The organism is Pseudomonas sp. Irchel 3E20, from assembly GCF_900187645.1.
Taxonomy (GTDB): Bacteria; Pseudomonadota; Gammaproteobacteria; order Pseudomonadales; family Pseudomonadaceae; genus Aquipseudomonas.
The window spans coordinates 39,183-60,452 of the sequence record NZ_FYEE01000003.1; the positions used below are offsets into that span (position 1 = coordinate 39,183).

The following is a 21,270-nucleotide window of genomic DNA, read 5'->3' on the forward strand; positions in this document are numbered from 1 at the left end:
TTGAGGTCAGGGAACCCAGCGCATGCCGGCCACCAGGGTTGCGAGGGCGAATTCGATTTCCTTGATGCTATAGAAACGGCGGCTGGCCAGTTCCCAGCGGTCGATGAAGAACAGTCCGTTGTCGTCGGCCTGAATCGGCGTTTCGACGATATCCCCGTTCTTGGAGTGGTGTAGCAGGTGAATGTCACTGTCCGAGACCTGTTCGATTGTGTAGTGGCCGGGGCTGGCCAGTTTGCTGCGATCGTACGGGCGCATGGCCGCAGGAGGGCGTTTGCCGGGGGTGTCGACGTCCAGGCGAAAATCGATTTTCACCGATGCCCGGTCGCCCACGCCGATCTCGCCTACGTAGCGCGGCCCGGGGTGCACGGCCCGGCCCTGGCCGGCGGCAACGTTGCGCACCTCCAGGGCGACGGCGTTGTTCATCTCGGCTAGGCCGGGATTGCCCTGGAAGCGGTTGGCGTGGGAACTGCCGACTAATGCCACCCACGGGTGCGGGCCGTTTGCAGCCTGGTCGGCGGCGATGGTCTGGTGGGCGAAGTAGTTCATCAGGCGGGTACGCGACAGGTTGCTGGCGTTGTCCAGGCGCAGGCTCGCCAGGCAGTCGATGGCCCGCACGCGGATGCCGTATTTGGCGGCGGTTTGTACCAGGTTGGTGTAGTTGTAGCGGCTGGCGGGGTCCACCTGGTGGCCGAGGTCCTGCCCCCTGAGGTAGGCCTTGAGGTTGTCGGAGAATATGCGGCTGCGGTGCAGGGCATCGAGGTCGGCCTGGTGCAAGTCGCTGGTGAGCAGCTCCAGGTAGAGGGTCTTGACCTCTTTTTCACGCGCCAGGTACTTCATGTGGTCGATGAGCAAGGCCTTGCTGGCGGTTGCCCGATGCTCTTCGGCGATCACCAGGCCGCGGATGCCGCTGTCGTACACCCGGTCGATAAAAGCTTTGGGCAGCGGCGTGTCGTCCACGGCCGGCAGAGCCACGCGCGGTGGCGGGGCGTAGTCCGTGAAGAAGGTATCGGCCGCTTGGGCCAGTCTCTCGCGGGTGTGTTGGAACGCCGTGAGCGCTTGCCCCTGGTTTGGCTCCTTGTAGATGCCGCTGAAAAAACTTTTGCTGGTTTTAGGTTCGAGCGCATGCAGGGTGTAGAACTCCCTGAATTGGGGTGACAGGTCGAAGTCGCTGAAATGGGCATCGGCTTCGGGTACGGCCGGGCGTGGGGCCGGGCCGGGTTGTGGTGCTGCCTTGTGGTTGGTGGCCAGGCTGAGCTTGAAGTCTGCCTTGGCCTGGGGGTCCAGTGGGATTGCGCCGGGGCTGTCGGGCCAGATCCCGGTGGGTGCGTCGAGGCCGACGTCTTCAATGCGGATGCTGGCGCTCTTTTGCAGGTCGGCGATACCGGGCACACCGCCATGGCTGTTCATGGCGCGTTGATCGACCAGGGCCACCCAGCGGCCGCCGGGGTTGCTCGCCCGGTCGGCTTCAATAGCCTTGTGGGCGAAGAAGACTTTCATCTGGTGGCGATTGGGCAGGTTCTTGACCTCGTCTGCCAGGACGTAACCCAGGCCGCGCTCGAAGTCATAGCCGCTGGAGACGCCAATGGGGTGTAGGCGAATCTTGTGGGCGTGGGCCGCCTTGAGCAGTTTGCGGTAGGTGTAGGCGCCTTTGGGAATGGCATTTCTGCGGTCCAGGGTATGCAGGAAATCCTTGACCGTGCTTGACGACCACTTTTTTTTGCTCAGGAAACTTTTGAGCTTTTCTCCGTGGAGGTCCTTGAGCAGGAAGTCGATGTACAGCGTGCGGACATCCAGTTTTTGCAGCTCGCCCATGTTGTCGATCAGGTATTTTATGCCGGCCAGGGCGCCCTCGGCGTGGCCCACGACGAGGCCATCGGTTTCAGGGGCCTCGTCGAACCCCCTGCGCAGTATCTGCTCGGCGGTCAGGTTCGGCGGCGGGGCCGGGGTCTCAACCCTGGGCACCAAGGGGGGCAGATCCTTGAAGAAGGCATCGGCGTCCTGGGACAAGGCCTGGCACAGGCTGTTGTATTTGGCGACGTGGGGTGAGGTCATCCTGTGGATCTGGGCATCGGAGTACCCCAAGTAGTCCTGCTCGGGAGGCGTGTAACGGCTGTCGGCGCCCATGCGGATGTCATTCCTGGCTTCATAGGGCCATTCATATTTGCTCAGCGACGTGGTCGGCGGCTGCGGCGCACCGCCCGCGACGCCTGTGCGGACCCACTGCCCGGTGCGGTTACGTTGAGCGAGGATGCCGGTGGAGAGCATTTTCCCGCTGGCCGCGTCATGGCGCAGCAGCAGGTGCCGCCCCAGGCTGTCGGCAGTGATGGGTGCCCACAGTGAGCGGCCGCCATATTGCACAGGTTGCAAGTTGTCGAAGACCGAGGGCGGCGGGTCCAGTTGCTCGACGATGCTGCGGGTCTGGTCTTTGCCGCCAGTGCTGGCGATCTTGAACAAGGGCTTGTGAGCCTGGCTGACGGCCTTGCCGGTCTTGCCAATGGATGCCAGCACGGGGCGCAGGTCGGTGAGGAACGCACCGCCCAGGTTGAGCACGGCACCGATGTAGGCCCCCAGGGCCGCGGCCGAGTCGCCACGGTTGTAGTGATACAGCGCGACCATGGCGTCCTTGAACGCCAGCACGCTGCCTACCACCAGGCTCAGCACCGGGAAGGGGCTGGTGGCCACCGAGAGAATCAGTTCGGCCATGAACTCCACCAACTTGAGGTTGCGCTGCGCCTGGCTGGTGGTGGTGTGCTTGACCTCGGCAATGACGTGGTTGACCGACTGGTCGTAGAACTGGAAGCGCAGGTCGCTCAGCGGTGCGGTGGTGCGGGTGATTTCATCGAACAGGGGCTTGGAATAGACCCCACGTAATTGCGGCCCCATGGCGCTTTTGTACTCGGCCAGTTTGGGCGCGAACCAGCCGCGCTCGGAGGGCACTACCCGGTGCGTGTAGTAATACTCCATGGCATCGAGGTTCTTCAGGCGTTCGTTGAACTCCTTGGCTAGGCGAAAATCCACGCCATCCGGCGCGCCCGGGGTGTAGAGCAACGGTGGGTTCTGCTGGTGTTGGAATACAAAGCAGCCGTGGATGAGCGTGCCGAATATGTGCAGGCCATAGATCCGGTAATTGAGGCGTACCTGGGGGTCGTTGCTGTCCATCGCATCGATGCTGCGTTCCAGCCACGCCTGGTCGCTGCTGGCCAGCACGCCCTGCATCCGGGCAGCCTGGGCGGCCTGTTTCATGCGCAGTTGGTTGAGCACCAACGCACCGTTGCGGCGCAGGCCGTAGTGTTGGTCATGGACATTGAACAAGCGGCTTTCGACCAGGGTGATGTAGTCGTCGGCAAACGAACTGTCGGCCAGGGGTTCGATAACGTTTTGCGGGGTCAGGCGGCTCAGGTCGACGCCGGGTGGGCCCTTGAAGCGAGTGATGTAGTCGATGCCGGGCAGAAAAAAATCGAAATTCTTGTCGTAGCCGTTGCGATACAGAGTCGTGAGGGAGAAGGTCGCATCGCGGGTCACCACGCCTATGTGATCGGGGTCGACCGCTGGCGTCGGGTTGCCCAGCAAGCGGTTGAGAATGGGTGTTGCGCGCTCGTGGACGTAATCGTCGAAGGGTTGCAGCTGCGCCACGGAGCCGGGGCTTTGGGTGTAGGTCTGTTCGGCGCCGATGGCGTGGCAGGTGTAGGTGGTCAGGGCCTGGCGGTCCGCTGCCGAGGCGCTGCGCAGCCAATCCGGAGTGCGGTGCTTGTACTCGTCGGCCTGCATCGCCAATTGCGCGACGGCCATTTGCTTGAGGGTGTCGGCGTGGCTCGCCGGCGGGGTGAAGGTCACCTTGCGGTACTCCTGCACGTCGGGCTTGAACGACAGGGCGTTGAGCATCTCATTCCATTCCGGGCGCACGCGGGTGAGCAACTGGTCGAGCAGGTAGCGGTGCATGCTCGGCGTGTCCGGGTCGGCATGCTTGTCCAGGCTCCAGCCCAGGATGTGCGCCTGGCAGTCGCGCTCACTGTCGAAGGCCAGAAACTGCTCGGCCCGCGGCGCTTGTGGCGTACATAGCAGCACGCGCACGGTCGCACCTTGCGGGTTGGTGTGGCGCAATACCCAGATATCCTTGAGGGGCGAGGCGTTGAGCAGCACGCTGCTGGCCGTGAGGCTGGCATCGGCGCCACTGCGCAGGGCTTCGAACAGTTGGTAGTCGGCCTCGGTGAGGTGGTTTTGCAGGCGCGCGGTGTAGGCCAGCAGCATCAGGCGCGCGTCCAGCAGGGCCGCCGTGGCGCTTTGCACCGTCTGCGAAGCCAGGGCCTGGATTTGCAGGGGGGCGAAATCGATGCGCGGTTGCAGGGCTGGCAGCATTTCGGCCAGGTAGGCGGGTGTCAGGTCTTCGTAGGCCTCGGGCAGCGGTTGGCCGGCATAGGTGATGTGGCTGCGGGTGAGGAAGTCCGAACCCTCCAGCTCATCGCCCTTGAGCAGCCCTTGCAGGGCCAGTTCCGGCAGGCTCAGGGTTTGGCTGTAGACGCCGGCGTTGGGGATGATGCGATCGGTGCTGACCTGCACTTCGTCAGGGTTGAGGTTGTCGATGTCCAGGTCGGCCTCCAGGCGTTGGGTCAGTTGCACGATGGCCAGGGCCTGGGGCGACAGGGCCGGCCCCATGACGGTGAGGACCTCCATGCTTGCCTGGTTGTAGGCCTGGATGCGCTGTGCGACGGTCTCACGCTGTGCTTCGCTGGCGCTGCGGTACCAGTCGGGTGCAGAGAGGCGCACCAGCCGTTCCAGCAGGCGTTGGGCCCGGGCTTGCAGGCGTGACGTCAGGTCCAGCTCGGCGCACCGCACGGCGTCGTCCAGCTCGCTCATGATCTGCTCGGTGCTGGGCTGGGCGAAGGCGAAATCGATGTCCAGACTCTGCTTATGGCGCAGCGCTGCCTCGGTGTGCTCGAACAGTGGTTTGTCGCTGATGGGAGCCAGTTCGAGGGGCCAGATTCCGTCACTGTCCAGGCCTTGATAGCTGCGCGGCAGCAGGCTCAGGAAGGCCTTGCGCGACAGCGGATGCTCCATGCGTTGGCGCAGGTTGCGATCCAGTTGCCTAAGGGACGTGAAGGACTCCAGGCCATGGCGCGGGGTGAACAGCAGCACATCGCCGACCTGGGTATCGGTGTCCAGGGTGGTGACCGCGGTGGTCGCGGTGGTGACCACGAAAGCCCCGGCCCACTCGACGTCCTGGCCTTGATAGGTGAAGCGCAGCGCATACAGGCCCGGGCGCGATTGGGGGCCGCGCAGCAGGTTGTCGACCAGCAGTTGATCGCTGGGGCTGAGCGTCAGGTCCTGCACCCTGAGCGCGGCTTCCGCCTCCAGCGCTTGGCGGTGGGCCTCGAGTACGAATTGGCCATGGGCCTGCCCCGCGTCGGACACTGCTTCGGCGGCCTCGGCGAGGTAGTTGCGCAGGGCCGTCTTGCTGCGTTCAAGCACCAGTGGACGGCTGTCATCGGTGACCGTTGGGGCGCCGACGGACAAGTATTTGAGTTGCGCGTTCTGGAATATCCACAGGTTCTCCTTGCGCAGGCGTTCATTGAGCGCGTTCAGGCGCGTGAGTTCCGGTGAGGGCGTGTCCAGCGGGTGGGCTTGGGCGTCGATGGCACCGAGCTGATGGCCGATTTGCATCAGCCGGGGCTTGAGCTCGGCAGCGGAGAGTTCGGGAAGCGGGGGGGTGAGCCAACTCATTAAGTACATCATCCTTGAGGCGTTAATTGAGCCTTCAAGGGTGCGCAGCCGTGGGCGAACAGGAGCGGTACATAGTTGTAGACGACTGTTGCGGCATGTGCCCCGAGCGTCGAAACGCCGCCCGGGGCGGGCCTGCTTATTGCGGCAACGGTAGGGCGCTGCGGGGCAATACGGTCAGTTCAAGGCGTGAGGGATTGTTCGCCCCCAGGTGCAAAGTGTTGCGTGCGACGCGCGGGTGGCGGGCCTGGCCTTCGGCTTCGCCACTGTTGGGGTTGACGTCGAAGTGCGGGAAGTTGCTGCTGGCGATGTCCAGGCGCAGGCGATGGCCGCGCTGGAACAGGTTGCAGGTGGCAAAGGGTTCGATGACCACTTTGACTCGCTCGCCGGGGGGCAGCAGGGTCGGGGCTTCCCAGGAGTCGCGATAGCGGCAGCGGCGGATGCCATCGGTGATGTTCATTGCAAAGCCTTCGGGGTAATCGGCGCTGGGCGGGTAGACGTCCAGCAGCTTGGCGGTGAAGTCGGTGTCGGGCGCGTCGCTGTCGATCCACAACTCGATGCGCAGGGGGCCGGCGACGATCAGGTCTTCTGTCAGCGGTTCCGTCTGAAAGCTCAGCACGTCATCACGCTCGGCCAGCGGCCGGTTGTCGCCCCGCGTACCGAAGAAGTCGGCCCGTTCGCGCTGGTCGAAGGCACCGCCGACGAACACCGGCGCCCCGGAGGTCAGCGCGCCGCCAATGGTTGGTACGGGGTGGGCGGGGTCGGCGAGGTAGCTCAGGTGCGCCTCGGGTTGCGTGGCCGGGGTGCGGCTCAGGCATTTTTGCTCGGTAAGGTACAGGGTCAGCGGCTCGCTGCCCGACAGGGGCCATTGCTGGCCGTGCAGCCAGCGCCCGCCGTGCTGCAAGCGGCCATTGTGATCCTTGGCGCCGCTGCCGCCCCCCATCATGAACACCTGCACCGACGTTGGGGCGGGTTCGGTGCCAGGTTTGAGGGAGCGCTCGAACCAGTCCAGGCGCGTGCTCAACCAAGTGGCGCCGACCTGGCCGTCGAAGGCCGCCTGCGGGCCGAACTCGACATCGCCGCTGTGGGTGATGTTGCGGTCGCCATGCAACCACGGCCCCATCACCAAACGCTGGGCGCGCTGAGTGTTGGCCTGGAAAGCGGCGTAGTTGGCCAGGGTCGAACTGACGTAGGCGTCATACCAACTGGACATGAACAGCACAGGGATATCCGGCAGGTTGGCGTAGTGGCCCTGGGCGTAGATCCCGGGTTTTTGCCAATATTCGCCGAAACAGCCCTGGCTCCATTGATCCAACAAGTAGGCTTCGTACTCCGGCACATGGCGCAGTGGCGATTGCCCGCTTTGCCAGGGCATGCGCGCGAACCACTCATGGATATCTTCGGCGGCCAAGGCATGCCCGATGGCCGGGTCGGCCAGGGCCGCCGGGCTTTCCTTGGCCTGGCGCCAGGCCCAGGTGGCTTGCTTGAGCTCGAAGGCACCGCCCTGGCGAATACCGCACTGGAAGGCATTGGCGAAGCCGCCGGAATCCAGGGCCATGCTGCTCAAGCCCGGCGGGTGCAGGCAGGCCATGGCCAGTTGGGTGTGGGCGGCGTAGGACAGGCCCATGCTGCCGATGCGGCCATTGCACCAGGGTTGGGCCATGAGCCAGGCGAGGGTGTCGAAACCGTCCTCGCCTTCGGCGGTGTACTTGGTGAACACCCCTTCAGAGGCGTAGCGGCCGCGGCAATCCTGGAACACGGCGACGAAACCCTGGGCGGTAAAGGCTTGGGCCATGGCCTCGCGGGAAAGGTGCTGGCCGTCGAGCTGCTTCTCGGAGCGTGACGGCTTGCATTTGTCATAAGGGGTGCGCTCGATCACCACCGGCCATGGCCCGGACTTTGGGTCGGGCAGATAAATGTCGGTGGCCAGATGGACGCCGTCGCGCATGGCGATCATTTGGTTGCGCAAAATAAGCATCGTTGCAGGCACTCGTCTTGTAAAAATATGCGGATGTAGCAAGCGGGCTCGCCCGCTTGCTACACAATCGAGGTCAGTAGCCGGTGGTGACGGCGATGGCCAGCAGGACCATGGCCAGCGCGGTGTAGATCAAAAACAGCGGCAGGATGTAACGCGCCCACTGGCCCCAGCCCACTTGCGCGGTGGCCAGCAGTACCAGCAAGCCACTGGAGGTCGGGGTAATCATGTTGGTCAGGCCGTTACCCAGGAGGAAGGCGTAGACGGTGGTCTGCGGGCTGACCCCCGACAACTGGCCCAGCGGCCCGAAGATCGGCATGGTCACGGCAGCCTGGCCGGAGGTGGACGGGATCAGCACATCCAGGCCCAGTTGCGCGAGGAACATGCCATAAGCCGAGACAATCGGGCCGTGGTCGGCGACGACGCTGGCGAGGCTGTTGACGATGGTGTCCAGCACCTGGCCGGTGCTGAGGATGATCTCCACGGCAGTGGCCAAACCGATCAACACACCAGCGATCAGCACTTTTTTCATGCCATCGACAAAGGCACTGGCGGCGACGCTGGCGCCCAGGCCGGCGATCACACTGAATACCACGCTGAGCAGTAGGTAGAACGCCGACAGCTCATGGTATTTCCAGCCCCAGCGATTGGAGGCATAGACCATGAAACCGACGCCGCTGCCCAGCACCAACAGGTTGAGCAGGTGGCGTACCGACAACGGTTTGTGCTCGAAACTGATCTGCGCGGTGGCGTCGAAGCCCTGCTTGCGGATGCTCCACAGCACGAACACGATGCCCACCAGCAAGAAGGTGGCGTAGGCGGCGATACGCATGCTCATGCCGCTGAAAATCGGCAGGCCCACCATCGGTTGCGCCACGGACAGCGCTACCGGGTTGGTGATCGAGGCCAGGTAGCCGATTTTCACCGAGATGGTGACGATGGCCAGGCCGATCAGGTTCGACAGCCCCAGGCGATTGGCCATGGCCACCATCAGCGGCACGATCAGGATGAATTCCTTGGCCAGCCCCATAAAGGTACTGCCGGCGGAAAACACCAGCATCAAGGTGGGCACCAGTACGTAGATATTGCCCCGGGTCATCCCCAGCAGCCGCTCCAGCCCGGCGTCGATGGCCCCGGCCTTGTTCAGCACGCCGAACATGCCGCCGATGAACAGCACCATGAAAATCAGCCCGGCGCGTTTTTCGATGCCCTGGGGAATGGCCATGAAGCCTTCCACCAGCGACACGGGGCGCGCCGCATCACCGGCCTTGCGCGGCTCGATGGAGAACAACTGGCTCAGGGAATCGTGTTTTTCCAGCACCTGGTAGGAGCCCGGCACCACCAGGCCATTTTGGCGCTGGAACTTGCCGGAATTGACCGCGTAGGTGAAGGCAATTGCGAGCAGGACGATGCTCAGCAAGATGATGGCCGGGTTGATTTGCTTGCGTTGCCCAATGGCATCCGGCTTGCCGGGCGAGGCCCCGGCGGCGGGTTGGGTGATGGTGGTGTGACGTGGTTCGGTCATGGCGGTGGCCCCGGTTCGCGCCCCGTCTGGCGGGTGTCATGCGCTGTTATTGTTTTGGCTGGTGATGCTTGGTGACGCGGACACTAGGGCAAACGTCGGGGGCCGACAACGTTATGCGTGGAGCGGGTCGGGCTATGCGTTTTCGGGGGTTGATGGCCCATTGCCGAGCTATTTTGTGTGGGCGCTAGCGTGGCTCCCACAGGGGAGTTCTCCCCTCCAGGGCCCTCCTCAGCGCGTGCCATCGCCCAGGCGATGTTTCAGGTGCTGGGCAAACGCACTGACCACCGGCGAGCGCGCTTCGTCGCGGCGAAACGCCAGGCCGAAGGCATAGGGCAGGGCCGGGCGGAAGGGCCGGGTGACGATGGGCAAGTGGCTGAAATGGCTGGCCAGCAACCCATTGACGATGGACACCCCCAGGCCTTCAGCGACGAAGCTGCACGCGGCGCCCACCGAGTGCACTTCCACCCGCACCTGGGGCGTCAGGTTGGCGGCGCGGAATACCTGGTTCAACTCGGCACGCACCGCCCGTTGGCGGCCCAGCATCACCAGCGGTACATCGTGCAGGTGGCGGGCCTCGATCCATTCGTGGCGGGCCAGCGGGTGGTCGGCGGGCATCACGCATACGCCTTCGCTGTGCAGCAGTGGCTCGGTGTCGAAGTCCGCCAGCTCGGTGGGCAGGCGCACGAAACCCAGGTCGGCGGAGCGGTCCAGCACGGCGCGCTCGATCATGTCGTAGGAGCCGGTGAGCAACTCCACCACGATCTCGTCGTGGCCCTTGAGAAACTCGGCGACGATGCGTGGCAACAACTCCTGGGCCATGCTGGTGGGGACGGCAACCTTGAGCAGGCTCTTTTGCGAGCGGCCGATGCGCAGTTCGTCGGCCAGGCGCTGCACACGCTGCATGCCGTCCACCAGGGCGGCGACTTCGCCGAGCAGTTCGTCGGCTTGCGCAGTGGCCATCAGCCGGCCTTTTTTGCGCAGGAACAGGGCAAAGCCCAGGGCCTCTTCGAGCTGGGTCAGTAGGCGACTGACCGCCGACTGGGACAGGCCCAGGCGCGCTGCGGCACCGATGGTGGAGCCGGTAGCCATGATGGCTTTGAAGGCTTCGAGTTGTTTGAGATTCATCCTGGTTGTCCTCTGGTCCGTGTGCCCGCAAGCCGTTTTGCGCATAGCCCGATGCGCTTCGCGCATACCGTTGTCCAGGTCAAGGCGAGCCGTTAGTGTCCGCCCCGACACGGCGTTGCGTCCAGCACGACGGCGCCGGCCACTGCCCGATAAAACCGATAAAACGGCACTGAGGAACATCAGCATGCGTGAGCTTTTCACCCCCCGCGGCCTGACCTGTGCAGGCCTGTTGGCGAGCTTCTCGCCGGGCCTGTTGGCCGAGGGATTCTTCGACGACGCCCAGGGCCGACTGACCCTGCGCAACTACTACTTCAACGATGGCTACCGCGACGGTGGCGAAGACCGCAAAGAGTGGGCCCAAGGCTTTTTGCTCAACCTGCAATCGGGTTTCACCCAAGGCACTGTGGGCTTTGGCCTGGATGCCTTGGGGCTGGCCGGGCTCAAGCTTGATTCCAGCCCGACCCACGCCGGCACCGGGCTGTTGCCGGTGCACGATGACGGCCATGCGGCGGACGGTTTTTCCAGCCTGGGCCTGACCGCCAAGCTGCGCTTTGGCGATGCCGTGGTGAAAACCGGCACCCTGCTGCCGAAAATCCCCGTGCTGGTGCAGAACGATGGCCGCTTGCTGCCCCAGACCTATCGCGGCACGCAGATCGAGTACAAGGGCATTTCCGACCTGTACCTGCACGCCGGCCACCTGGACAAGTTCAAACAGCGCAACTCCACCGACAGCGTGGATATTTACCCACAGGGCTACGGCGGCAAAGGCACCGATTTCGACTTCGCCGGGGCTGTGTATAAGTTCACCCCCAACCTCAGCGGCATCTGGTATTACGGGGAAATGCGCGACTTCTACCGGCAGAACTTCCTCGGCCTGGTGCACAAGCAACCCGTGGGCGCGGGTAGCCTGACCAGCGACCTGCGTTACTTCATCAGCGACCAGGCCGGCGAGGCGCGTAGCGGCAAGGTCGATGCCGACATGTTCAGTGGCCTGTTCACCTACCGCCTCGGCGCCCAGTCCCTGGGCCTGGGCTACCAGAAAGTGCGGGGCGACACCGCGCTGCCCTACGCAGCCGTGTCGACGGTGTACTCATTCAGCAACGCCGGCGTGGGCAAGTTCATCCAGGCCGGCGAACAGACCTGGATGCTGCGCTACGACTACGACTTCGCCGCCGTGGTGCCGGGCCTGACGTTTATGACCCGTTACTACAAGGGCGAAAACGGTGAACTCAAGGGCCGCGAAACCCGCGAGTGGGAATCGGACACCCACCTCAAATACGTGGTCCAGAACACCGCCCTCAAAGGCCTGGGCGTGGAACTGCGCAAGGCCACCTACCGCTCCACCTATGCCAGTGACCGCGATAACTACCGGTTGTACCTGACGTACGATGTGGCGCTTTGGTAGTTTCCCTTCCTGCCCGGCGGGGGCCGGGCTTGCGTACGAGGGGGGTCAAGACTGCTCCCATACAAGCCCGTTCCCCAGGTTGGGCGGTGTGCCCGTAAATTTATTTTTGTAGGGCAACCCCTACGCGCTCTTCAGAAAATCCCCCGTAGGCCGATGGCTAGGCGAATGCTGCTCTTAATCTTGCCCATCGGTGCATCCCCCATGTTCAACAAACGCTTGAAGCAGGAGCTCTCGGCTCTTCGCGAAGAACTCTCCAGCCTCCTGCAGGTCAAGGACAGCCTGGAAAGCGAGATGCTGGTCCTGACCCTCGACCCCGAGGGGCGCGTGCAGTCGGTCAACCAGAACTTCCTGGGCGAGATGTTCTACAAGAGCAGCGATTTGTTGGGGCGGCACATCGAGGATTTCGTGCCGGCCCACCTCAAACACGATGAGTTCCACCGCCGCTTCAAGAACGCCCTGACCCGCGGCGAGCATTTTGCCGGGGCGGTGCGCCTGCTGCGCGGCAACGGCCAGGAAGCCTGGCTGCGCTCGATCATGCAGCCGGTACGCGGCTCGCGCGGCGATATCCGGAATTTCTCGATCTACTCCAGCGACCTGACCCGCACCATCGAGGCCTCCCGCGAGCACGAAAACCTGATCGGCGCCTTGGTGCGTTCGACGGCGGTGATCGAGTTCGACCTCAATGGCAACGTGCTCACGGCCAACGAGCGCTTCCTCAGCGGTATGGGCTATACCCTGGCGCAGATCCAGGGCAAGAATCACCGCATGTTCTGTACCCCGGAAGACGCCAACAGCGCCGACTACCAGGCCTTCTGGAAACGCCTGAACGCCGGCGAGTTCGTCGCCGAGCGCTTCAAACGTATCGACAGCCATGGCCGCGTGGTGTGGCTGGAGGCGTCCTATAACCCGGTGGTGGACGCCAACAACAAGCTCTACAAAGTGGTCAAGTTCGCCACGGTGATTACCGACCAGATCAACCAGGAACAAGCGGTGGCCGACGCCGCCAACATCGCCTACAGCACCTCTTTGCAAACCGACAGCAGCGCCCAGCGTGGTACGGCGGTGGTAACCGAGGCCGTGAAGGTGATGCGCGACCTGGCCACCCACATGCAACAGGCCGGGGAAGGCATCGAGGCGCTTAACGCCCAGTCACAGGTGATCGGTAGCATCGTCAAGACCATCAGCGGCATCGCCGAACAGACCAACCTGCTGGCGCTCAACGCCGCCATCGAAGCGGCGCGTGCCGGCGAGCAGGGCCGTGGTTTTGCCGTGGTCGCCGACGAAGTGCGGCAACTGGCCTCGCGCACCAGCAAGGCGACCGAGGAAATCGTCGGCGTGGTACGCCAAAACCAGGACATGGCCCGCGACGCCGTGGCGCTGATGAGCGACGGCATCGTCCAGGCCGAACAAGGCCTGGCCCTGACCGCTGAGGCCGGCACGGTGATCGTGGAAATCCAGGACGGCGCGCAGAAAGTGGTCAGCGCCGTGGGCCAGTTCGCCAACCAACTGTCGACCTGAGCGCCGCGCTGCTAGCGGCCTTCAGCGCCGTTGCATGCGCAACCAGCGCGCCGGCGACAGGCCGTAGGCCTTGCCGAATTGGCGGGTCATGTGGCTTTGGTCGGTGAACCCGGCGTTCATCGCCGCGTCGATCAACGGCAGGCCCTGAAGCAGTGAGGCCCGCACCAGGTCCAGGCGCCGCATGGTCAAGTAGCGATAGGGGCTGGTGCCGAACAGCAAGCGAAAATCCCGCGACAGGCTCCAGCGGTCCCGGCCACTGTGCTCGGCCAATTCCTCCAGGGTCACGGTGCGCTCCAGGGTGCTGTGGATAAACTCCCGCGCCCGTTGCGCTGCCAGGTAATCGAAGCGCTGCTCATTGGCGCGGGTGCCGCCTGCCAGGCTCAGGGCCTGGGCCAGGTCGTAGAGGGCGTCCTGTTCCTGCAACGGGTCGGGGGCATCGTCCAGGCTGCGCAACAAGGCCTCGGTGGCGGCGGCCAGGCGCGGGTCGCTGGACACGCCTTGCTGGATAAACGGCAAGGGCTGGCCGCCAAGGATCTGCTGGATCAGCGCCGGCTCGATGTACATCATCCGGTAGTGGAACCCCGCCTCGGTGCCGGCCTCGCCGTCGTGCAGTTCATCGGGGTGCAGCACCATGGTGGTGCCCGGCAAGCCGTGAAGCCAATCGCCACGGTATTGGAAACTCTGCACGCCCTTGAGGGTGCGGCCGATGGCGTAGGTGTCATGGCGGTGCGGCGCGAAACCGTGGCCGGCGAAAAACGCTTCGATACGCTCCACGCCGCCGCTTGAAGGGGCGCGGTAAACCCAATCGTGGGCGCGGGTTGGCTTGGCCATGGGGATTCTCCTTGCGCGGTGCCCGCCACGGTAACCTGCGTGGCGCCCTCTGTCAGCAACGCCCGTGATGGGGTAGAAAGGTCAGCCAGATGACTTTCACCATGACAAGGAGCGCCCCGATGACTTTCACTTTCCGCCCGGTAGAGCCCCGTGACTTAACCCGCATTTGCAGCTTTGCCGGCAGCGTGGAAGAACTGTACTTTTTCTTCCCCGCCGCCACCTGGCCCCTGACTGCCGAGCAACTGCAAGACGCCATCGACCAGCGCAGCGACTCCACTGTGATCGAGCAGGCCGGGCAAGCGGTGGGTTTTGCCAACTTCTATCAGTGGGAACAACACGGCACCTGCACCATCGGCAACGTCATTGTCGATCCCCAGGCCCGCGGCACTGGCGTGGCCGCCGCGCTGATCCGCCACATGATCGGCATCGCCCAGCACAAACACCAGGCTCGGGAAATCACCCTGTCGTGCTTCAACAGCAACGTCGCCGGCCTGCTGCTTTACCCCAAACTCGGCTTCACCCCTTACGCCATCGAAGAACGCGCCAACAAACAGGGGGAGCGAGTGGCGTTGGTGCATTTGCGATATGCCAAGGCCTGAGCGGGGTAGGAGCGAGCCGCCAGCTAAATCACCGACAAACCGGTCCTACCCTTTGTCACCGTCACTCAGTGCTGCCATCGCGAGCAGGCTCGCTCCCCCAGAGGAGAAATCACAGTGCAACTGTGGGAGCGGGCCCGCCCGCGATGGGGCCCTGTCGGCTACTCGCGATGCGGGCTCCCACACCCGTTCAATCCCCCAATGCCGCGCCTTCGCGCCGTGGGTCGGCGCCGCCGGATAGGGCGGGGCGGCCTTGGTTGTCTTGTACGCGCCGGATGGCTTGGGTGCCGCTGGTCATGTCGATCAGGTTGAGCTCATGGCCGCGGGCTTTGAGGGCTTTGGCCAGGTCGGGGCTGAACTGGCCCTGTTCCAATTCGGTGGCGCCGTTGCGGCTGCCGAAGTTGGGCAGGTTGATGGCGGTTTGCGGGTCGAGGTTCCAGTCGAGCATCGCCACCAGGGACTTGGTCACGTATTCGATGATTTGCGAGCCGCCCGGCGAGCCGACGGTGGCGAGGAACTGCCCGCTGGCGCGGTCGAACACCAGGGTGGGGGCCATGGAGGAGCGCGGGCGTTTACCCGGCTCGACGCGGTTGGCCACGGGTTGGCCGTTTTCCTGGGGGATGAACGAGAAGTCGGTCATCTGGTTGTTGAGCAAAAAGCCCTCGACCATCAGGTGCGAGCCGAACGCCGCTTCCACGCTGCTGGTCATCGACACCGCGCCGCCCTGGTCGTCCACCGCCACCACTTGTGAGGTGGAGATGCGCAGCGGCGAGCGGTCCGCCGCGTAGGCCACTTGCACCCCGACCGGGTTGCCGGGGCGGGCCGTGCCCATGCTGCGCTCGCCGATCAGCGCGGCGCGCCGGGCCAGGTAATCCGGGGCGAGCAGGCCGGCCACCGGCACGGGTACAAAGTCGCTGTCGGCGATGAACTGGGCGCGGTCGGCGTAGGCCAGGCGCTGGGCTTCGGCGATCAGGTGCACGGCCTCGGGCGCAGGTTCCAGGCCCAGCGGCGTGTCGGCGGTACGGGGCGCCAGGGCGGCGAGGGCCAAGCGCGGGTCGCGCTGCTCCAGGGCCTGCAAGGTGCCGAGGATCTGCGCCACGGCGATGCCGCCCGCGGACGGCGGCGGCATGCCGCACACCTGCCAGCGTTTGTAGTCGCTGCATAGGGGCGTGCGCTCCACGGCGGTGTAGGCGCTCAGATCGGCCAAGGACAGGCTGCCGGGGTTGGCGTGGCGCTGCACCTGGTTGACGATTTGTTCCGCGAGGACGCCGCGGTACAGGGCATCGGGGCCTTCGCTGGCGATGCGCGCCAGCACCTTGGCCAGGGCCGGGTTTTGCAGGCGCGTGCCCACGGCTTTGGGGCTGCCGTCGGTGTTGAGGAAGTAGGCCGCCATCTGCGGCGAACCCGGCAAATGCGGGTCGCTAGCGATCAGGGTGTGCAGCCGTGGGGAAATGGCGAAGCCGTTGCGGGCCAGCTCGATGGCCGGTTCGAACAGCCGCGCCCAGGGCAGGCGCCCGTGTTTGTCGTGGGCCATTTTCAGCGCCCGCAACACGCCGGGCGTGCCCACCGAACGCCCGCCAATTTGGGCTTGGGCGAAGGTCATGGGTTTGCCGTCGGCGTGCAGGAACATCTCGCCGGTGGCCCCCGCCGGCGCGGTTTCGCGGCCATCGTAGGCGCGCACCTGCTGGCCGTCCCACAGCACGATCAACGCCCCGCCGCCAATGCCGGAGGATTGCGGCTCCACCAGGGTCAGCACCGCTTGCATGGCAATGGCGGCGTCGATGGCCGAGCCGCCCTCGCGCAGCATCTGCCGCCCCGCCTCGGCGGCCAGTGGGTTGGCGGCTGCGGCCATGTGCTTGGTGGCGTGCTGTGAGCGCAGGTCGCTGCGATAGCCCGAAGGCACTTCCGGCGGTAAATCGTGGGAGGCCGGGGCGTGGCAAGCGCCGAGGGTGATGACGCCCGTGGCGAGCAGGGTCAGGGCCGACAGGCGCCAGTGGCGCAGGAAAAGGGCTTGGGACACGGGGCGCTCCATGCGTGGGGAAGAGGGCTGCGGCGAAGGGGCAATGTAGCGGCGTGGGGCCAGCGGTGCAACGCGGGCCTGGGCCTGGGATGTGCTTAAATCCCCGGCCTACCCACTTTCGGAGTGCTGCACATGGAAGCTCAAAAACGCCCGGACGAATGCACCGGCATGGACGATATCCGCCACGAGATCGATGCCCTGGACCGCGCCGTGATTGCCCTGCTGGGCCAGCGGTTCCAATACGTGCTCGCCGCCTCGAAATTCAAGACCAGCGCCACCTCGGTGCGCGCCCCGCAGCGCTTGCAGGCGATGCTGCTACAACGCCGGCAATGGGCTGAAGCCGAAGGCTTGAGCGCCGATGCCATCGAAAAGCTCTACAGCGACCTGGTGGGCCATTTCATCGCTGAGGAAATGAAGCATTGGCAAGCCGCTGGTGGCGCGGGGGCCTGATGGCGTATACCTGGCGCGCCACCGAGAGGCGTGGCCGCACTGACCAATAAGGAAATGGACATGTTCAGGTTCTTGAACCTCACCGAGCCACCGCACCCCCCTTCGTTTCGCCATGGCGGCTCCGTTAACGGAGCCATGGGTGCCTGGGCGCTGAAAAAACTGGCGCTCAATCGAAAAGGGTTTGTCGCATGTCCAAAGAAATATTCGCAGCTTCTGCTCTAGGCCTGATGGTCTTGGGCGAGTTTTGCATCATCTACAGCGAGGTCGCGGTGGCCCGGTTGGCCCAGGCGGGCAGCACCTCGTGGGAGACGTTGACGTTTCCCGTGCTGCTGGCCTGTTTTTCCGGGTTGTGCCTGATGGCGGCGTATTGGCTGGGGTATCGGGCGGTGGGCGATATCTGGCTGGTGACGGTGGTGTCGGTCACTTCGCTGCTGATGCTCGAGCCGCTGGTGATCTGGTCGATGTTCCACGAGATGCCTGGGCGCGGCGAGCTGATCGGTTTCTGCCTGGGGGCTTTGGGGCTGGTGGCGGCGGTGTTTTTGTAGGTTCGACGATGAACTGAGGCACTGCACCTGTGGGAGGAGCGGCGGCATGGCTGCTGGCCGCACTGGCCTTATCGCGGGCGGGGCCCGCTCCCACGGGGTTGCTCAATGGCCCGCCAGTTGCTCTTTCAAGTAATGCACTGCCCGTTGCGTGGCGGGGCGGGTGTCGCCGTGGGCCACAGCGACGTGCCAAGTGAAGGGGAAACCCTGCTCGCCGATGGGGCGCACCACCAGGCCTTGTTCGTCGCCACGCAGCAGGCGCCGGGGCAGCAGGCTCATGCCCATGCCGGCGCGCACCAGGGCGATGATGGCGGGGATGTCCTGGATGTGCTGCAACGAACCCAACTCGATCTTCTGCGGGTGCAGGTAGCGCCGGTACAGGTAGGACTGCTCCAACTCGAAGTGGTAGAGCAACGCCTGCCCGGCCAGGTCTGGCGCCTGCAACCAGGGGCGGTGGGCGAGCGCGTGCCCCGGTGGCAGGATCGCCACCAGTTCATCGGCGTTGAGGGTGTGGAAGTCGATCTCGCTTGCGGGGCTGGTTTCACCCAGGATCACCAGGTCGCTGTCGCCTTGTTGCAGGCTGTAGAGCAGGTCGGGCACCTGCTTGACCTGCACGTTGAGGTGGGGGAACTCCTCGCGCATCTGCGCCAGCCACGCCGCCAGCCAATCGGCGTGGTGCAAGGGGTCGATGCTCAGGCGCAGGCGCCCGGCGTCGCCTTTGCCGTAGCGCTTGAGGTAGTCGTCGAGCACCGCTACATCGCCGAGGATGCGCTGGGCATGTTGGTTGAACGCCGCGCCCGCCTCGGTGGCGATCATCGCTTTGCGGGTGCGCTGGAACAGCGCAAAGCCCAGGCGATCCTCCAACTCGGCCAGTTGTTTGCTCAGGGCCGGTTGGGAGATGAACAACTGCTGCGCCGCCCGGGTCAGGTTGCGGGTGGCGCAGATGCTTTGCACCAGTTGCAGGTGCTTGATTTCCAGACGCATGCACAGGCTCCTTGCAGGGTGCGCGAGGGCCTTATCTTGTTGAGCGGTGCGCGCCGGAGCAAGCGGGGAATCGGCCCTAATCCAGCAATCGTGCGGGGATCAAGTCTATGCGCCGATCGCCCAGGCTGCGGATGGCTACCTTACAGCCGCCGGTGACGCTGGGGTCGGCCCGCGATTGCAGCACCACCATTTGCCCGCCGATGTGCTTGAGGATGGCGCGGTCGTATTCCATCAAGCGGTGGCAGGCCGCGACATCGCCGCTGCCTTGCAGGGAGCAGGGGAAGTGGATGTCGCAGTAAGCGGTGTCGTCTTCGACCCGCTCGATCACCCAGAACCGCGGTAGGCCAAACAGCCGCTGCCATTCGCGGGCAATTGCCAGGGCGCCTTGCTGGCGGCGCCCGTGGTGCTTGCACCACACCCACAGCGCCAGGGCGCGGGCGATCCAGCGGGTGCGCCAGTGCCAGCCTGTACGCGCCAACGGCCCGGTAAAACCGTTGACGCGGCGATAGAGGGCGATCTGTTTTTGTTCGGCATCGGGCGCGGTGGAGTGAAGTGGTGGGCGAGCCATGCAGGTCTTCCTTGAAAGGTGAACACCTGAGCGATGCTAAGCAGGGTTTGGCGCGGCGTAAAAGCACCATTGCGCATGCCGACGATTCCCTGGGGTTATGCTGGCGCCGGTTTGAACGGTGCAAGATTTTTCAGCGCGGACTTGGACGTGCGCTGGGCGGTGGACCTGCACTTCGACGCGCCGCCCCGCACTCTGCGCCTGCTAACCCGCAGCTTCCCGCTGGAAATCCACCAATACACCCCGTGGATCACCCGGGGTTCCCTGAAACAGCCTTGAATGCATCAAGGGGAACTTCCCCTTGATGTTGTCGGGGATACAGCCAGTTCAGGTATATACCCTAGAGTGTTCAGTCGTTAACTGTAGAAGCTCTTGTTGCGGCGACTACTTTAGTCAGCTGAGGGGTTTACTGATTCCTCCAATAGAATGCCTTTCCCGCCAAAGAGAATAAAAATTTCGCGAGGAGTAAAGCACTCGTCGAACTTGCTCGTAAATAAGTTCGCCAGCACTTTTTCCCCAATGAATTACCTAGCATTCCACCCGCAAATGATGCCGCCCCAGCTATGAGTGCACTGCACAGGAGCAAGGAGGCTCCGCCCCTTGCACGCCAAGCTCAATACACAACCCTGTAACAACTGGAATAGTTAGGGCTAGGCCCGTAAGTAATCCTGGCCACAACTTGCATTGAAACGTAAAGTCAGACAATACCCAGCTTGACCGCCCCTGCAAGGCCAATCATTACGAGTAGAAATCCAATAGTGCACCACTGCAACACTACCAATTTTCGCTTAAGTGGAATCGGAAATTTATTTAAGTCATGGGCGCATAATTTGCCTCTTCTTATGTAAAAATTCGGAAATGTAACCATCCCAGAAATTCCACCAATTAACAATAGCTTGCCTAAGGCCCCACCCTTTTCGAATGCGGTGAGGACCGTGATTAAAGAGCTATTTTTTAGATTGTCGAGCATTATATTGGCTTTGGTGTAGGCTAGGTGGAGTGAAACTCCAATGCAAACAAATGCACCTGCGAAGTCAATCAGTGCAATAACTAAAAATAGTTTCTCTGAAGTGCTTAAAGTCATTTGGTAGTCTCATATATTTTGTCCCCTATCGCCCCTCCAACGATTTCGCCAAGAGTACCTGCGGTATACGAAGTTGTCCCAACTACGAATAAACCGCACGCGAGCAGGGAGGCACCTCCCGTTGGCACACCAAGACCCACACACAATCCTGTAACAAGTGGGACAGTTAGGACTAGGCCTGCAAGTGAACCGCCTACGATCCCACCAGTAAAACTCCCCGCCTCAGTGAACTTCACCCGCTCGCAAGCCTCGACATTACCTGCCGTGCACACATCTTGAACGTTCATATAAGACGCTCCCCCTCCAACGGCAGTGCCTATCCAGCCACCGTACTTGATGACTTTGGCCGCTTTGGCAACACCTTCGATGTGGGTGGCGTATCCAGGTATTTGTTGAGCGGCTCCGGCCTTGGTCCAATGGTGAACCAGGCTTCGGCTGGAAATTCCCAACGCGCTTTTCAAGTTTGGGTGATCCGGGAAGCCAATGCCCTTTCGCGTTAAAGCGGTGAGGTGGGTATTGAACTTTGCAAGCAGCCGTTTACGTTCAGCAAAAAACGCTGGCGAGTGCAAATGTCCATCTGCCTGGAATGTGCGTTGGTGCAATAACTCGATATCGTGCAGAACAGTTTTAATATCCTCCAAATGCTTGGCGAACATGACTTCGCCGATCCCGATAGCCGTCGAGCCTCTGGCCAGAAAGTTCTCGATTTCTTCACGGTGCTGAGCCATAAAGTCCGCCTCATCCGCACTAAGGAGTTCGAGGGCTTCATGGGTCTTGGCCGCAGCGTCCATCAGCAACGCCTCTTCACGGCTGCATTGAAAGTTGCTCGGGTCGCTGAGCACAATCATTGAGCCTGCTTTTACGTCCCCTGGATGCGGGTTGAGCAGTTGAAATTTGTTCATCACCGCCGGATCGGGCACGGGGAATAGCGACGC

The 21,270-nt window shown here is 63.4% G+C and carries 14 protein-coding genes and 3 pseudogenes; 7 read left to right on the top strand and 10 right to left on the bottom strand.

Annotation, left to right across the window (positions count from 1 at the left end; genetic code table 11):
* Positions 1-6: 6 nt before the first annotated feature.
* The 4 genes from CKW13_RS06470 to CKW13_RS06485 form a co-directional block, all read right to left on the bottom strand.
* Entirely contained in the window at positions 7-5,718 is a 5,712-nt protein-coding gene (locus CKW13_RS06470; protein WP_095107768.1) for a membrane-targeted effector domain-containing toxin, read from the bottom strand.
* A gap of 136 nt (positions 5,719-5,854) precedes the next feature.
* Entirely contained in the window at positions 5,855-7,693 is a 1,839-nt protein-coding gene (locus tag CKW13_RS06475) for a CocE/NonD family hydrolase (protein WP_095107769.1), read from the bottom strand.
* Between the two features lie 73 nt (positions 7,694-7,766).
* Positions 7,767-9,215, bottom strand: coding sequence for a YfcC family protein (locus CKW13_RS06480; protein ID WP_095107770.1), 1,449 nt, complete (start codon positions 9,213-9,215; stop codon positions 7,767-7,769).
* A 228-nt stretch (positions 9,216-9,443) separates the two neighbouring features.
* Positions 9,444-10,340, bottom strand: a complete 897-nt coding sequence (locus CKW13_RS06485) for a LysR substrate-binding domain-containing protein (protein ID WP_095107771.1) — start codon at positions 10,338-10,340, stop codon at positions 9,444-9,446.
* Between the two features lie 184 nt (positions 10,341-10,524).
* On the opposite strand from CKW13_RS06485, the gene CKW13_RS06490 reads away from it, so the two are divergent.
* The 3 genes and pseudogenes from CKW13_RS06490 to CKW13_RS24965 all read left to right on the top strand — a co-directional run.
* Entirely contained in the window at positions 10,525-11,745 is a 1,221-nt protein-coding gene (locus CKW13_RS06490; RefSeq protein ID WP_095107772.1) for an OprD family porin, read from the top strand.
* Positions 11,746-12,036: 291 nt separating this feature from the next.
* A pseudogene (locus CKW13_RS24960) lies at positions 12,037-12,675 on the top strand (PAS domain-containing protein); the annotation flags it as partial.
* A 156-nt stretch (positions 12,676-12,831) separates the two neighbouring features.
* Positions 12,832-13,263, top strand: a pseudogene (locus CKW13_RS24965) (methyl-accepting chemotaxis protein); the annotation flags it as partial.
* A gap of 21 nt (positions 13,264-13,284) precedes the next feature.
* Here CKW13_RS24965 and CKW13_RS06500 read toward each other — a convergent pair.
* A complete protein-coding gene (locus CKW13_RS06500) occupies positions 13,285-14,094 on the bottom strand; it encodes an AraC family transcriptional regulator (protein WP_095107773.1) in 810 nt (269 codons plus the stop codon).
* 119 nt (positions 14,095-14,213) lie between these two features.
* On the opposite strand from CKW13_RS06500, the gene CKW13_RS06505 reads away from it, so the two are divergent.
* On the top strand, positions 14,214-14,693 hold the full coding sequence (locus CKW13_RS06505) for a GNAT family N-acetyltransferase (protein WP_095107774.1): 480 nt from the start codon (positions 14,214-14,216) through the stop codon (positions 14,691-14,693).
* A gap of 187 nt (positions 14,694-14,880) precedes the next feature.
* Here CKW13_RS06505 and ggt read toward each other — a convergent pair whose 3' ends face one another.
* Complete coding sequence (gene ggt, locus CKW13_RS06510) at positions 14,881-16,710, bottom strand: gamma-glutamyltransferase (protein WP_256576521.1); 1,830 nt, start codon at positions 16,708-16,710, stop codon at positions 14,881-14,883.
* 132 nt (positions 16,711-16,842) lie between these two features.
* On the opposite strand from ggt, the gene CKW13_RS06515 reads away from it, so the two are divergent.
* Positions 16,843-17,160, top strand: coding sequence for an isochorismate lyase (locus CKW13_RS06515; RefSeq protein ID WP_371856224.1), 318 nt, complete (start codon positions 16,843-16,845; stop codon positions 17,158-17,160).
* A 227-nt stretch (positions 17,161-17,387) separates the two neighbouring features.
* On the top strand, positions 17,388-17,705 hold the full coding sequence (locus tag CKW13_RS06520) for a hypothetical protein (RefSeq protein WP_095107776.1): 318 nt from the start codon (positions 17,388-17,390) through the stop codon (positions 17,703-17,705).
* Between the two features lie 102 nt (positions 17,706-17,807).
* Here the strand turns inward: CKW13_RS06520 and CKW13_RS06525 are convergent, their stop codons facing one another.
* Both CKW13_RS06525 and CKW13_RS06530 read right to left on the bottom strand, forming a co-directional pair.
* Positions 17,808-18,686 carry a LysR family transcriptional regulator gene (locus CKW13_RS06525; RefSeq protein WP_095107777.1) on the bottom strand — a complete coding sequence of 293 codons (879 nt, stop codon included), beginning with the start codon at positions 18,684-18,686 and terminating at the stop codon, positions 17,808-17,810.
* 76 nt (positions 18,687-18,762) lie between these two features.
* Positions 18,763-19,254: a hypothetical protein gene (locus tag CKW13_RS06530; RefSeq protein WP_095107778.1), complete on the bottom strand. Its 492-nt coding sequence runs from the start codon at positions 19,252-19,254 to the stop codon at positions 18,763-18,765.
* Positions 19,255-19,329: 75 nt separating this feature from the next.
* Here CKW13_RS06530 and CKW13_RS06535 point away from each other — a divergent pair, with 75 nt between their 5' ends.
* The gene (locus CKW13_RS06535; protein WP_095107779.1) at positions 19,330-19,530 is read left to right on the top strand and encodes a hypothetical protein; all 201 of its coding nucleotides are present in this window, start codon (positions 19,330-19,332) and stop codon (positions 19,528-19,530) included.
* A 418-nt stretch (positions 19,531-19,948) separates the two neighbouring features.
* On the opposite strand, the gene CKW13_RS06540 is transcribed toward CKW13_RS06535, so the two are convergent.
* Both CKW13_RS06540 and CKW13_RS06545 read right to left on the bottom strand, forming a co-directional pair.
* Positions 19,949-20,335, bottom strand: a complete 387-nt coding sequence (locus CKW13_RS06540) for a hypothetical protein (protein ID WP_095107780.1) — start codon at positions 20,333-20,335, stop codon at positions 19,949-19,951.
* Positions 20,332-21,270, bottom strand: a pseudogene (locus CKW13_RS06545) (hypothetical protein); the annotation flags it as partial. The pseudogene CKW13_RS06545 and the gene CKW13_RS06540, both read right to left, overlap by 4 nt.

What these genes read in the sequence shown, in the direction of transcription:
- CKW13_RS06470 (WP_095107768.1), bottom strand. Translation starts at nt 5,718, where the DNA reads ATGAGTTGGCTCACCCCCCCGCTTCCCGAACTCTCCGCTGCCGAGCTC.
- CKW13_RS06475 (WP_095107769.1), bottom strand. Translation starts at nt 7,693, where the DNA reads ATGCTTATTTTGCGCAACCAAATGATCGCCATGCGCGACGGCGTCCAT.
- CKW13_RS06480 (WP_095107770.1), bottom strand. Translation starts at nt 9,215, where the DNA reads ATGACCGAACCACGTCACACCACCATCACCCAACCCGCCGCCGGGGCC.
- CKW13_RS06485 (WP_095107771.1), bottom strand. Translation starts at nt 10,340, where the DNA reads ATGAATCTCAAACAACTCGAAGCCTTCAAAGCCATCATGGCTACCGGC.
- CKW13_RS06490 (WP_095107772.1), top strand. Translation starts at nt 10,525, where the DNA reads ATGCGTGAGCTTTTCACCCCCCGCGGCCTGACCTGTGCAGGCCTGTTG.
- CKW13_RS06500 (WP_095107773.1), bottom strand. Translation starts at nt 14,094, where the DNA reads ATGGCCAAGCCAACCCGCGCCCACGATTGGGTTTACCGCGCCCCTTCA.
- CKW13_RS06505 (WP_095107774.1), top strand. Translation starts at nt 14,214, where the DNA reads ATGACTTTCACTTTCCGCCCGGTAGAGCCCCGTGACTTAACCCGCATT.
- CKW13_RS06515 (WP_371856224.1), top strand. Translation starts at nt 16,843, where the DNA reads ATGGAAGCTCAAAAACGCCCGGACGAATGCACCGGCATGGACGATATC.
- CKW13_RS06520 (WP_095107776.1), top strand. Translation starts at nt 17,388, where the DNA reads ATGGTCTTGGGCGAGTTTTGCATCATCTACAGCGAGGTCGCGGTGGCC.
- CKW13_RS06525 (WP_095107777.1), bottom strand. Translation starts at nt 18,686, where the DNA reads ATGCGTCTGGAAATCAAGCACCTGCAACTGGTGCAAAGCATCTGCGCC.
- CKW13_RS06530 (WP_095107778.1), bottom strand. Translation starts at nt 19,254, where the DNA reads ATGGCTCGCCCACCACTTCACTCCACCGCGCCCGATGCCGAACAAAAA.
- CKW13_RS06535 (WP_095107779.1), top strand. Translation starts at nt 19,330, where the DNA reads ATGCCGACGATTCCCTGGGGTTATGCTGGCGCCGGTTTGAACGGTGCA.
- CKW13_RS06540 (WP_095107780.1), bottom strand. Translation starts at nt 20,335, where the DNA reads ATGACTTTAAGCACTTCAGAGAAACTATTTTTAGTTATTGCACTGATT.